This is a genomic window from Photobacterium sp. Hal280 (genome assembly GCF_037162255.1).
In the GTDB taxonomy this organism is placed as follows: domain Bacteria; phylum Pseudomonadota; class Gammaproteobacteria; order Enterobacterales; family Vibrionaceae; genus Photobacterium.
Map to the genome: position 1 here is coordinate 128,009 of NZ_JARLUO010000005.1, position 12,523 is coordinate 140,531.

General features: G+C 51.5%; 14 protein-coding genes and 1 pseudogene. 11 read left to right on the forward strand and 4 right to left on the reverse strand.

The features are described from left to right. The first annotated feature begins 38 nt into the window (after nucleotides 1-38). The 6 genes and pseudogenes from trxA to fre all read left to right on the forward strand — a co-directional run bounded on the left by trxA (nucleotide 39) and on the right by fre (nucleotide 5,711). Nucleotides 39-365, forward strand: a complete 327-nt coding sequence (trxA, locus tag P4S53_RS09625) for a thioredoxin TrxA (protein WP_046220469.1) — start codon at nucleotides 39-41, stop codon at nucleotides 363-365. A 201-nt stretch (nucleotides 366-566) separates the two neighbouring features. Beyond that, a complete protein-coding gene (rho, locus tag P4S53_RS09630) occupies nucleotides 567-1,832 on the forward strand; it encodes a transcription termination factor Rho (protein WP_027250486.1) in 1,266 nt (421 codons plus the stop codon). Nucleotides 1,833-2,057: 225 nt separating this feature from the next. Continuing rightward, nucleotides 2,058-3,053 (forward strand): hypothetical protein, encoded by a 996-nt coding sequence (locus P4S53_RS09635; RefSeq protein ID WP_337112515.1) that lies wholly within the window; start codon nucleotides 2,058-2,060, stop codon nucleotides 3,051-3,053. A gap of 170 nt (nucleotides 3,054-3,223) precedes the next feature. Further along, nucleotides 3,224-4,675: pseudogene (gene ubiD / locus P4S53_RS09640) on the forward strand (4-hydroxy-3-polyprenylbenzoate decarboxylase); the annotation flags it as partial. A 52-nt stretch (nucleotides 4,676-4,727) separates the two neighbouring features. After that, complete coding sequence (locus P4S53_RS09645) at nucleotides 4,728-4,991, forward strand: 2Fe-2S iron-sulfur cluster-binding protein (protein ID WP_337112517.1); 264 nt, start codon at nucleotides 4,728-4,730, stop codon at nucleotides 4,989-4,991. A gap of 9 nt (nucleotides 4,992-5,000) precedes the next feature. Continuing rightward, the gene (gene fre, locus P4S53_RS09650) at nucleotides 5,001-5,711 is read left to right on the forward strand and encodes an NAD(P)H-flavin reductase (RefSeq protein ID WP_337112518.1); all 711 of its coding nucleotides are present in this window, start codon (nucleotides 5,001-5,003) and stop codon (nucleotides 5,709-5,711) included. 113 nt (nucleotides 5,712-5,824) lie between these two features. Here fre and P4S53_RS09655 read toward each other — a convergent pair whose 3' ends face one another. Next, nucleotides 5,825-6,697 carry a carboxylate/amino acid/amine transporter gene (locus P4S53_RS09655; RefSeq protein ID WP_337112519.1) on the reverse strand — a complete coding sequence of 291 codons (873 nt, stop codon included), beginning with the start codon at nucleotides 6,695-6,697 and terminating at the stop codon, nucleotides 5,825-5,827. 138 nt (nucleotides 6,698-6,835) lie between these two features. Further along, the gene (locus P4S53_RS09660) at nucleotides 6,836-7,258 is read right to left on the reverse strand and encodes a universal stress protein (protein ID WP_337112520.1); all 423 of its coding nucleotides are present in this window, start codon (nucleotides 7,256-7,258) and stop codon (nucleotides 6,836-6,838) included. Between the two features lie 241 nt (nucleotides 7,259-7,499). On the opposite strand from P4S53_RS09660, the gene ftnA reads away from it, so the two are divergent. The 3 genes from ftnA to P4S53_RS09675 all read left to right on the forward strand — a co-directional run bounded on the left by ftnA (nucleotide 7,500) and on the right by P4S53_RS09675 (nucleotide 9,796). Next, nucleotides 7,500-8,027, forward strand: a complete 528-nt coding sequence (ftnA, locus tag P4S53_RS09665; RefSeq protein ID WP_027250494.1) for a non-heme ferritin — start codon at nucleotides 7,500-7,502, stop codon at nucleotides 8,025-8,027. Between the two features lie 108 nt (nucleotides 8,028-8,135). Next, the gene (gene uspB / locus P4S53_RS09670; protein ID WP_337112522.1) at nucleotides 8,136-8,474 is read left to right on the forward strand and encodes a universal stress protein UspB; all 339 of its coding nucleotides are present in this window, start codon (nucleotides 8,136-8,138) and stop codon (nucleotides 8,472-8,474) included. A gap of 134 nt (nucleotides 8,475-8,608) precedes the next feature. Further along, the gene (locus P4S53_RS09675; protein WP_337112523.1) at nucleotides 8,609-9,796 is read left to right on the forward strand and encodes an NAD(P)/FAD-dependent oxidoreductase; all 1,188 of its coding nucleotides are present in this window, start codon (nucleotides 8,609-8,611) and stop codon (nucleotides 9,794-9,796) included. A 57-nt stretch (nucleotides 9,797-9,853) separates the two neighbouring features. Here P4S53_RS09675 and P4S53_RS09680 read toward each other — a convergent pair whose 3' ends face one another. Both P4S53_RS09680 and P4S53_RS09685 read right to left on the reverse strand, forming a co-directional pair. Further along, complete coding sequence (locus P4S53_RS09680) at nucleotides 9,854-10,189, reverse strand: hypothetical protein (protein ID WP_161443140.1); 336 nt, start codon at nucleotides 10,187-10,189, stop codon at nucleotides 9,854-9,856. A gap of 20 nt (nucleotides 10,190-10,209) precedes the next feature. After that, the gene (locus tag P4S53_RS09685; RefSeq protein ID WP_337112524.1) at nucleotides 10,210-10,545 is read right to left on the reverse strand and encodes a hypothetical protein; all 336 of its coding nucleotides are present in this window, start codon (nucleotides 10,543-10,545) and stop codon (nucleotides 10,210-10,212) included. Between the two features lie 234 nt (nucleotides 10,546-10,779). Between P4S53_RS09685 and P4S53_RS09690 the strand changes: the two genes are divergently transcribed. Further along, nucleotides 10,780-11,211 carry a hypothetical protein gene (locus P4S53_RS09690; protein ID WP_337112525.1) on the forward strand — a complete coding sequence of 144 codons (432 nt, stop codon included), beginning with the start codon at nucleotides 10,780-10,782 and terminating at the stop codon, nucleotides 11,209-11,211. A gap of 25 nt (nucleotides 11,212-11,236) precedes the next feature. After that, entirely contained in the window at nucleotides 11,237-12,499 is a 1,263-nt protein-coding gene (locus tag P4S53_RS09695; protein ID WP_337112526.1) for a SpvB/TcaC N-terminal domain-containing protein, read from the forward strand. The last annotated feature ends 24 nt before the right edge of the window (nucleotides 12,500-12,523 follow it).

Here is a 12,523-nt window from a genome sequence, read left to right on the forward strand (position 1 = left end):
ATAGAATCAGCGTTGAAAATCAACCATTGGAGTGGAAGATGAGCGACAAGATTGTGCAGCTGACAGACGCAAGTTTTGATAACGATGTGATTAACGCTGCAGGCCCAGTTTTAGTCGATTTTTGGGCTGAGTGGTGCGGACCGTGTAAAATGATCGCGCCTATTCTTGACGAAATCGCAGACGAGTACCAAGACAAGCTGACTATCGGAAAGCTGAACATAGATCACAATGCCGCGACACCACCAAAATTTGGTATCCGTGGTATTCCGACTCTGTTGCTGTTCAAAGACGGCAATGTGGCTGCGACCAAAGTCGGCGCCCTGTCTAAGTCACAACTGAAAGAGTTTCTGGACGCCAACCTGTAATTGGCCTACAGTAACGCGAAACCGCGTACAATGACGTTTGTACGCGGTGTCATTTTCAAGCCACTAGACGGATGCTGGCATTAGTGCTAAGTTATTGCACGTAAATTATACGACAGTTCATTTCTTGACCAGCCCCATTGGTCGAAGCTTTTCTCAATTAACCATAGAACCCCTAATTTGACTGACAAGAAACCCACCACTATGAATCTTACAGAACTGAAGAACCAGCCTATCTCAAAGTTGGTTGCGCTCGGCGAAAGCTTAGGACTCGAAAACCTAGCGCGTTTGAGAAAACAGGACATCATCTTTGCCATTCTCAAACAGCACGCGAAAAGTGGTGAGGACATTTTTGGCGACGGGGTTCTGGAAATTCTGCAGGACGGCTTTGGCTTCCTTCGCAGCGCAGACAGTTCTTACCTGGCAGGCCCGGATGATATTTATGTCTCACCAAGCCAGATTCGCCGCTTCAACCTGCGTACCGGTGATACCATTTCAGGTAAAATCCGGCCACCAAAAGACGGTGAACGCTACTTTGCCCTGCTGAAAGTCAACGAAGTTAACCACGACAAACCAGACAACGCCCGCAACAAGATCCTGTTTGAAAACCTTACCCCGCTGCACGCCAATGATCGCATGCGTATGGAACGTGGTAACGGCTCGACTGAAGACATTACTGCCCGTGTACTGGATCTGGCCTCACCAATTGGTAAGGGTCAGCGTGGTCTGATTGTGGCACCGCCTAAAGCGGGTAAGACAATGCTGCTGCAGAACATTGCACAGAGTATTGCCCATAATCACCCTGAGTGTGAGCTGATGGTGCTGCTGATTGACGAGCGTCCTGAAGAAGTGACCGAGATGCAGCGTCTGGTCAAAGGCGAAGTGATCGCTTCTACCTTTGACGAGCCGGCATCCCGACACGTTCAGGTTGCTGAAATGGTGATCGAAAAGGCCAAGCGCCTGGTAGAACATAAAAAAGACGTGGTGATCCTGCTGGATTCGATTACCCGTCTGGCCCGTGCTTACAACACAGTGGTGCCATCTTCCGGTAAAGTCCTGACCGGTGGTGTTGACGCCAACGCCCTGCACCGTCCGAAGCGTTTCTTCGGTGCGGCCCGTAATGTGGAAGAAGGCGGTAGCCTGACCATCATCGCGACAGCACTGGTTGATACCGGTTCTAAGATGGACGAAGTCATCTACGAAGAATTTAAAGGGACAGGTAACATGGAATTGCACCTGTCGCGTAAGATTGCCGAGAAGCGCGTATTCCCTGCGATTGACTTCAACCGTTCCGGTACCCGTCGTGAAGAGCTGCTGGCCAAGCCGGATGAGCTGCAGAAGATGTGGATCCTGCGTAAGATCGTTCACCCAATGAATGAAACCGACAGCATGGAATTCCTGATCGACAAACTGGGCATGACCAAGACCAACGACGAGTTCTTCGAAGCGATGCGTCGCCAGAAGTCCTGATTCCACTGGCTTGATGTCACAGATTGTATAAACGCCACCTTGTGTGGCGTTTTTTTATTGCTGATAATATCGGCATGTTGTTTGAAACAGCATTCAATTGATGAATGAGTTTATTCTCAATCAGTCTTTGCCGGCGTGTCAGGAAGGCGGGCCGAAATGTCCCTGATGCCCAGCGGCTCGGGAACCAACAATGAATCAAGTCAGCAATGACACGGAGTATGCAACATGCAACATGGAAGAGGCATGTGGGTCTGGTTGTGGTTACTGCTGGTCGCACTCCCCCTGAGGGCTGAAGAAATCAGCCAGCAGGAGTACCGGCAGGTCACGCAGGACATCACACCGGCATTGAAATCGCTCAAAACCCTGTACCGGGAGAGTGATATGGCCCAGCTTAATTATCAGCTGGCCGATTTCTCTGTGCTGGAACAGGAAGCACTGCGTTCGGCACTGGTGGACTACGCCCATACCTTCAAAAAACTTGATGAAGACAAAATCGCCTGGCTTGAAACACAAGCGGCCCGGAAATCACGTTTCACCCTGACAGAGCAGGGCGATGGCTACCGGGTGACCCGGGCGGCATTTACCTACGGCCCCCGGGCACACCAGTTGTTGCAGCGTTGGCAGCGTGAGCAGCTGGCTGAATCCTTTGTCCGTCAGGTCGATGCTGGTGATTTAGTGTTGGCAGACTGGCTGGCCGGTGATCTTCAGACCCAGCGCACCCGGCGTGATATTGCCCTGGCGCAGCTCCCCGCGCTGTCCGACAAGGGCACTCGCTACCTCGCCGATCAGTTTTTATCCGACAGACAGCTGCTTTGGCTGCCAGATAACGGCTTACTGGCCAAACTGGCCGCGATAACCGCGGATGAGGGCCTGTACCAGCAGTTGTGGCGTCGTCGCACGGATCAGTACAGCCGGGCCGAGCTGAACCGGCTGGCGGATGCGCTGCCAGCCCGGCAGGCTGTTACGCAGCTGATGGCTGCAACCCGCAATCCGTCCCTGAAAGCCCAGGCCTATCAGGCGCTGGCGACCCTCAAGCCGCTGCCGAACGATCTTGAAATCTTTTTGTTAGGTAAGCTATCTGAGCCGGAAGACGGTGAGCTGGTGGCCAGTAAACTGGCCAATCAGGGCCATGCTAGCTGGCTGACCACACTCGCCGCGGGTACACAGAGCTACACCCTGAAGCGCAATCTGGAATCTGCCTTGTCGGCATCTGTGCCTTGATCTCTGTCATAGCGTGGTGCTGATTCAGGCGCTTTCTTCTCAGTACCTTGTTTTACCACCAATAAATGCGTGCTTCACAAGCATCTTGTCCGGGATTCAGTATATAATGTGTCCTATTTTCATCCCGGCTGTCCGTCAGCCGGGTCGAGCAAAACAGATAGGGTGCAGGAATGAAACTCAATGATTTGCGCGACTTTATCGCCTACCTGGAAGAGCGTGGGCAACTGAAGCGCATCAAGCAGCCAATCGATCCCCGGTATGAAATGACTGAAATCTGCGACCGTACCCTGCGGGCGGGCGGACCGGCATTACTGTTTGAAAATCCGGTGGGTTACGATATCCCTGTGCTGGCGAACCTGTTTGGCACTCCCGAGCGGGTGGCCATGGGCATGGGGCGTGAGGATGTACTGGAGCTGCGGGAAGTCGGCAAACTGCTGGCGTATCTCAAAGAGCCGGAGCCGCCAAAAGGCTTCCGGGATGCTATCGACAAGCTGCCGGTCTTCAAGCAAGTCCTCAATATGCCTGCCAAGCGCCTGAGCAAAGCACCGTGCCAGCAGATCGTCTGGCAGGGTGATGAAGTCGATCTGGATAAAATTCCGGTCATGAGTTGCTGGCCGGGCGATGTGGCACCGCTGTTGACCTGGGGCCTGACCATTACCCGCGGACCGGAAAAGAAACGCCAGAACCTGGGCATTTACCGCCAGCAGAAGCTGAGCAAGAACAAAGTGATTATGCGCTGGCTGGCTCACCGCGGCGGTGCATTGGATATGCGCGAGTTCATGCAGGCCCATCCCGGCGAGAAGTTTCCGGTGTCTGTCGCCTTTGGTGCCGATCCGGCAACCATTCTCGGGGCGGTCACGCCTGTGCCGGATACCTTGTCTGAGTATGCCTTTGCCGGTCTGCTGCGCGGCAGCAAGACCGAGGTGGTCAAAAGTATCAGCAACGATCTGGATGTACCGGCCAGCGCAGAAATCGTGCTGGAAGGCTATATTGATCCCAATGAATACGCAGACGAAGGTCCGTACGGTGACCACACCGGATATTACAACGAAGTGGAAAGTCACCACGTGTTTACCGTTACGCACGTGACCATGCGCAAAGACCCGATTTACCACAGCACCTATACCGGCCGTCCGCCCGATGAGCCGGCTGTGCTGGGTGTGGCGCTCAATGAAGTATTTGTGCCGATTCTGCAAAAGCAGTTTCCGGAAATTGTCGATTTTTACCTGCCACCGGAAGGGTGCTCCTACCGGATGGCAGTCGTGACAATGAAAAAACAGTATCCGGGCCATGCCAAGCGGGTGATGATGGGCGTGTGGTCTTTCCTGCGCCAGTTCATGTACACCAAGTTCGTGATAGTCTGTGACGATGACGTCAATGCCCGTGACTGGAATGACGTGATCTGGGCGATCACCACCCGGATGGATCCGGCGCGGGATACCGTGATGATAGAAAATACCCCGATCGATTCCCTGGATTTTGCCTCGCCTGTGGTTGGCCTGGGGTCAAAGATGGGGCTGGATGCCACCAATAAATGGCAGGGTGAAACACAGCGCGAGTGGGGGACACCTATCGTGAAAGACCCGGAAGTGGTTGCGAAGGTGGATGCCATTTGGGATGAACTGGGTATTCTGGCGAAATAGCGCCGGATACCCAGCAACAAGGTTTACCGCAATGTATCAGGTTCAGGTGCTGCCGCAGGACGTTATGTTCATCGCCGGGGAAGAGGAAACCCTGTTGAGTGCAGCACGCCGGGCGGGACTGGCTTTCCCCCACCGCTGTCAGGTCGGGGTGTGTGCCACTTGTTTATGCCGAAAGCTGGCGGGTGAGGTGACTTACAAGCTGGCCCCGGTGCTGACGGAGAAGGAGCAGGCAGAGGGATGGATATTTCCCTGTCTGGCTATGGCCCGCAGCGATCTGGTACTGACTTTGGAATAGAGGAACAGAATGTCGATTCAGTGTGAAGTGAAGTCAGTCGAGTCACTGGCGTGTAATACGTACCGTATCCTGCTGCAACCCAAGCAACAGGTTGACTTTAAAGCCGGGCAGTATTTGCTGGCGGTGATGGGTGAAAAAGACAAGCGTGCATTCTCCATTGCCAGCAGCCCTTGCCGCAGTGGCGAACTGGAACTGCACATCGGTGCGGCGGACCACAATCCCTATGCCATGGAAGTGGTGGATGCCATGCGTCTGGCGATGAAAGACGGCAGTGCATTTGAGGTGGAAGCCCCGCTGGGGGATGCCTGGCTGCGTGAAGACAGCAATCAGCCTTTGCTGCTGATTGCCGGCGGCACGGGCTTTTCCTACGTGCGCAGCCTGCTGGATAACTGCCTGAGCCGCGGCATGAAGCAGCCGATTTTTGTCTACTGGGGCGGCCGTGATGAATGCCAGCTGTATGCCCATGACGAGCTTGTGGCGCTGGCTGCCAAGCATGCCAACCTGACGTATGTTCCCGTGGTGGAAACTGCGCCGCCTGCCTGGCAGGGCAAAGTGGGGAATGTGCTCGAAGCGGTCAATGACGATTTTGTCAGCCTGTCTTCCTATGACATCTATATCTGTGGGCGTTTCGAGATGGCGGGTGCGGCCCGTGAACAGTTTACGGCTGAGAAGGGTGCCGATCGCAACCGGATGTTTGCCGACGCATACGCCTTTATCTGATTGTCTTGACCCAAAACAAAAGCCCCTGGCATCAATCGATGGCAGGGGCTTTTTTTATTGTCACCCTTCAACCCCCGCCATAGGCGGGAGTGAGTGTTTGGTGGATGAGCTGATCAAGCGTGGGCGGCTGCCACGCGCTTCTTCACCCAGGTTTCATTGATCCACAGCGACAGCAGGATAATGGCACCGCCGACGATCAGGCGCGGGTAGTCGACATCCCGGTTCCAGATCACGATATTGACGATCAGACCTGCCGGCACCAGGGCATTGTTCATGATGGCCAGCGCCCCGGCGTTTACCAGTGTCGCGCCCTTGTTCCAGATGAAATAACCCAGACCGGAAGCAACGATACCCAGATACACCAGAATGCCCCATTGGGTGTCGGTGGTCGGCAGTTTTTCTGTGTTGCCGAACAGCAGAAACATCGGCAGGGCCACGCAGACGGCACCGAGATAGAACAGGCCAAAGACCGTATGTTGCGGCAAATCGGCTTTTTCTTTCTCCATGATGACTTTATACCCCACCTGACCGATGGCAAAGCACAGGTTTGCACCCTGGACAATCAGGAAACCGAGCACAAAGTCTTCGTTGATGCCTTCAAACTTGATGACGGCGGCGCCGAATACCGCAATGACGGCGGTGATCAGATACCAGGCCGAAAAACGGCGCTGCAGCAAATCATAAATGAGCGTGACGTAAATGGGGGTAAAGATGGTGAACAGCAGCACTTCCGGCACCGACAGGTACAGGAAAGACTGGTAGTAAAAGCAGTACATGATGCCGAGCTGAAAAGCACCCACCACCATCAGCTTGAGTGCCAGTTTGATCGTCAGGTGCTGACGACGCAGAAACGGCAAAAAGACCAGGGCGGCCAGTGCTACCCGGGTCAGTACCGAGAACCAGGCGTCCACCTGCCCGGCCAGATAAACCCCAATCAGGCTGAAGGAAAACGCCCAGAGCAGCGTAATCGCAGTTAAGTATCCCATGTGACATGTCCTTTGAATTTTGGCCGCCTAGTGTAACCGAAATTCTGTCCGAGCCAATGGGAGGCTGGTCTGTCCTGAGCAGAGACTGGCTGGCGTTCACAGTCGCCAGCCAGAATCGCTATGGGCGCTGAGGGAAAATCAGTGCAGCGGCACCATCAGCAAATCCACCGGGGTGTGATTGATTAACTGTTTGGTGGAAGACAGGATTTTGCTCCAGAAATCCTGGTGGTGGCCACAGATCATCAAATCGACATCCGATTGTTTAATGGTATTGCAGATTTCATCACTCAGATCGCCGCTGCCGACAAAAGTATGCGTCACAGGATAGTTCGCTTTTTTAGCCAGATCTTGCAGCTGCTCCTGGGCATGATCCGCCATGCGGTACTGCGCCTCGGCCATGTTGATATCAATCAGGCCGGTATACAGCTCAGCATAGTTGGTATCGATGTGGATCAGAGACAGCTTGGCCCCCAGTTTCTCAGCCAGCGCGGCCCCTTTGCTGACCAGAATGTGACTGTCTTCAGATAAATCAACCGCAACCAGAATATGTTGATAGGTCATAACCCGCTCTCCTGTAAGGTTTTTTATATGCTAGCATGGCGTATGGGTAAAAAATGCCGTGCTGATCGCATTGCTTACGCTAACGGAAAATTCTGTGACACGTTAGGTAAGCAGTTGGATCGTTTTGGGATTTTTATTGCTTACCGGCAGGTTAAGCATGATACCTTGTCGTATGAGTTGCAAACTCAGTTATGCATAGTGACAATGTGTTTATTACACTTGATTAGGAAGGAGTAGTTCGATGCTTGCTCAAGCAATGGTTGAGAAACTGAATGAACAAATCAACTTGGAGTTCTTTTCATCCAACCTGTACCTGCAGATGAGTGCATGGTGCGAAGATAAAGGCTTTGAAGGAGCGGCAGAGTTCCTGCGCATTCATGCAGCAGAAGAGATGCAGCATATGCAACGTCTGTTTACCTATGTTAGCGAGACTGGCGCATTGCCGATTCTGGGTACGATTGAAGCACCGCAGCATGAGTTCAGTTCACTGGGTGAAGTGTTCCGCGCCACTTACGAACATGAGCGACTGATCACTGAGCGCATTAACAAGCTGGCGCATGTTGCGTTTACCACGCAGGACTACTCAACGTTCAACTTCCTGCAGTGGTATGTGTCAGAGCAACACGAAGAAGAGAAATTGTTTAAAGGTATTCTGGACAAGATCGAACTGGTGGGTGAAGACGGTAAAGCTTTGTTCTTCATTGATAAAGATCTTGCCGCCATGGCAAAGCAGGAATCCAGCTCTGTCATGGGTCAGCAGGCCGGCTAACAGGCTCTGAGAGATGCACGGCGGCACCCCTTTCCGAAAGAGTGTCGCTGATGTTTGCCCCAGTCCTTCCGGTCAGCGAGGAACAATAGTTGTTGTTCGGAGGGTGTTATGTTTAGTGGCGATGCAATTCTGATGGCCCTGTTTCTGGTGGCTGTAGTCAATATCTCTCGGTATGTCAGCACGCTGAAAACCTTGCTGGCGGTGATGCGTGACTGTGATCCCTTGCTTTACCAGCAGGTTGACGGCCGGGGCTTTTTCTCCTCCCAGGGGAATGTGAACAAGCAAATCCGCTTGTTCCATTATATTCGCAGCCAGCAGTATCAGAAGCACCACGACGAGCTGTTCATGGCCAAGTGCGACAAGGTCCGCAAGCTGTTTGTCCTTGCCAGTACCAGCCTGATGGTGTTCCTGGTCTCTATCTTTGTCGTCGCTTATCTGGGTATTTAACCGGTTATTGCCGACAAATTTGGTAATCCGCCCGCAGACGGGTAAAATACGCGCACTTGAAAAGGATGCCAGGTAATGCATGTCATTACCGCATCCTTTTTATTTTGTCGCTGAGTCGGATTGCGGATAAGAGAATGGCAGAAAAGTTTGATGTAGTAATTATCGGTGCGGGTGCCGCCGGGCTGATGTGTGCCGCCGAGGCCGGCAAACGCGGCCGTTCTGTGCTGGTGGTTGAACAGGGCAAAAAACCGGGCCGGAAAATTCTGATCTCCGGTGGCGGTCGCTGCAATTTTACCAACTATGATGTGACGGCCAGCAACTATGTCTGCCGCAACCCGCACTTTGCCAAATCGGCGCTGGCGCAGTACACCCAGTGGGACTTCATTGCCATGATCGCCAAGCACGAGATTGCCTACGAAGAGCGGGATCACGGTCAGCTGTTCTGCCTCGATTCGGCCAAAGACATCGTCGAGATGCTGCTCAAAGAATGCGACTTGCCGACGGTACAGCAGCGTTATCGCAGTGATGTCCTGGAGATCAGCAAAACCGACAGCGGCTTTCACCTGAAAATCAACGCAGACACGGTTTCCTGTGAATCTTTGGTGATTGCCACCGGCGGTCTGTCGATGCCCAAGCTCGGCGCCACACCGTTTGGTTATCAGGTTGCCGAGCAGTTCGGCCTGAAAATGGTGCCGACCACGGCCGGCCTGGTGCCTTTTACCCTGCATGTCGAAGACAAAGACGCCTTTGCCGATCTGTCCGGGATCGCGGTTCCCGCTGTGGTGACAGCCGCCGACGGTACCAGTTTCAAAGAGAACATTCTGTTCACCCACCGCGGTCTGTCCGGCCCGGCCATTTTGCAGATTTCCTCGTACTGGAAGCCAGGCCAGGCGGTGTCGATTGACTTGCTGCCGACCCTCAGCCTCGACGACACCCTGCAGGCAATGCGCGACAAGCACCCCAATCAGAGCCTGAAAAATTCGCTGTCCCGTTTGCTGCCCAAGCGCCTGGTGGAAGCCATGATTGCGCGTGGTGATCTCGAAGATAAGCCACTCAGGCAGCTCAACCCGAAAGAGGTTCAGGCACTGCACGCGTATTTTCACCAGTGGCAGATCGCCCCCAACGGCACCGAAGGCTATCGCACCGCCGAAGTTACCCTGGGCGGCGTCGACACCGACGGCCTGTCCTCGAAAACCCTGGAAGCCAAAACCGTGCCCGGCCTGTATTTTATCGGTGAAGTGATGGACGTCAGCGGCTGGCTTGGCGGCTATAACTTCCAGTGGGCCTGGAGCTCCGGCTTTGTCGCCGGACAGCATGTGTAATCTGAGTTCTACTGAGTGCCTTGAATGAACCAAGCCCCGCATCGCGGGGCTGTTTTTTTAGATACCGGCTTTAATTCTTAAGCCCGTTAATACCGGGCGCCCCCAATCATCACAACCAGCAAGGGCAGGGAATACTTTTTTATTAGCAGTAATTGCCGTAAGCAGTGTACTGATAAAGTATTGGCCCTTCTGCGTGTCACCATATATCCGGATATATCCGCCATCTTGATCTCCGCAGTCAACCAGAGGAAGCTTATCTTTAAAGACGATGTAAGCTCGTGAGCCAGAGTTATCTCCTTCATAGAGCAATTCCACAGGTTGTACGTAGTATTGCCATTTGGCATAACTTGCAGATGAAAAGAGTAAGGTCAGTATAAAAAGAAAGTATTTCATAAAAAGCCTTTGAACTTCCGTTATTTAAATACAATAAAGCGATTAATACTGGGTTCGCATACCGCACCACTTAAGCTTTCACCGTCAATATTAATTTTGACACGTTTATCTGCCATGAAAGCTGCAATCATTGAGCTGCTCATCACTTCATAATTATCGGTTGAACGAGGAATGATAAATCGATGACCATTATCGCAATTACTTAATTCCTTATTGGAATAGTCTTGAGTGGCGAAGATCAATCCACTTGCTGTTGGATAAATCCAGTTGATCCGTGTTGTATCAGACCAGGGATCAGCTTTTAGGGGGAGTGATGAGATTAACAGAACCCCACCTGTTAATAAGTGCTTAAACATACATTTCCTATGATTAATAATTTCAATATACACAAAGTGATTTTGTGCTTTAGGGCACACTTTCAGACTGAATGCGAGTAAATTATTGTTTACTATTTGAATCGGTTTATTATATAGCCAGTCTAAAAAGTAATACACGGATTGCCAACTACCTGTTCTCCTTATCGCGAGAGCAAGGTAAATAACTTGTCTTGGTCATCTGTTTCGTGAACATATCATTGTGAAGGGAATTGAGTGGTCACTCAAAACAAAGCGTTTTCGGTCAAAGCCATTTCGGTAATAGTCATTATTGTTTTACTCATTATCGTACTCACGGGTGGCTATTTTCTGTGGTTGGCGAAGCCGGAAACCAGTAAAGCTGAGCAAGCTCAGGACATAACAGTTAACGTGAAATCAGAAAATGATCTTTCTGAATCTCCTTTGAGCGAAGATGTGAGCTATCCATCACCCGTACAGCAGTTGCAGCAAACTGTGGCTTTCGGTCTGGTGAATCAGGATGCGCCGGATTTACCTTTATTAAAAGGCGAGTTAGCCCAATTTTCGCAAGATAATATTCAAGATGGCGAAGTGGCTGTAGATATCGGTCAGGCAAGTGAGCTGCACGATTTGAAGCAGCGGCTGGAAGCCTTAAATACAGTGCTATCAACTAAACATTCTAACGAATAAAAATATCAGTTTGCAGGTAATAATAATGAAATACGGACGTTCTCACCGTCTAATGGTCAAGTTTTTGACTGTCCATGTATGTTTCCTCATGGTGCTGTCGCTGGGTTTAGCACCAGCGGAGGCTTTGGCGCTCACTTCTGGCCACGGAAAAAGCATCGTACTCAGCGGGGAATATCAAACCGCTGGCGGTGAAGCCACGTATTCATTACCTATCTCTGTGGCGCCAGGGCGTGCCGGGCATCAGCCACAACTCAGCTTTGAATACCGCAGTAATAGTGGTAATGGTCCGCTTGGTGTGGGTTGGCACCTGAAAGGCCTGTCTTCTGTTTATCGTTGTGGTAAGAATCTTGCGATTGATGGTGCCTGGGGAGGCGTTAATCTCGATGCCAGCGATCAATATTGTATTGATGGCCAACGCTTAGTGGCGGTTAACGGTAAGCCTGGTGGCGATCAAACAGAATATCGCACTCACATGAACGATTACCGCAAGATTGTATCGATTGGCAAACAAGGCAGTGGTCCCCAGTACTTTAAAGTCTGGACGAAATCCGGGCAGGTGTTTGAGTATGGCGTGTCCGGTGACTCAAGAGTGGAATTACCCGGTAAGTCAGATGTCTATAAGTGGTCGCTGAACAAGCTGACAGATAAAACCAGAAGGAATGCGATTACATACAGCTATTCGGAAGATAATGCGGCTGGCACCCATAGACTGAGCACTGTGAGTTACGTCGGTGGCTCGATAGCGCTCAACTATGACTCTCGTGCTGACAAAACATTTTCTTATCTGAAAGGCAGCAAGCTCAACCAGTCTTACAGAATAAAGTCCGTTGTTACCAAGAATAGTTCGGGCAGTGAATTTGCCACGTATAAACTTTCTTACAGGTATTCTGAGGGAACACAACGCTCTCTACTTGATAAAGTAGAGCAGTGTGTCGGTAGCACGTGCAGTACGCCAGTTACTTTTTCATGGCAGATGAAGTCACAGCCAAGCTATCAATCTACAAAAGCAATATTTCCTGGCGATATAGTTGAGCATAAATTTTTTGATGTCGAGCGGGATGGAAATGTAGAAATATTAGCACTGTCTAACAACAGAAAGACTGTATACACCAATACTGATGCAAAGAAAAAATCAGTGGATGGGGATATTTTTATTCTAACCAGAAAGATGCGCCATGCCATGACTTTGCTGTTTCTGATTGGGATGGCAACGATATACCGTCATTTAGATCATTTTGCGCATGGCCAAATCAGACAGCAGACAGAACGAAGCCTTTTGGCTCTATGATTGCTTACCACTACGGCAGTGGTA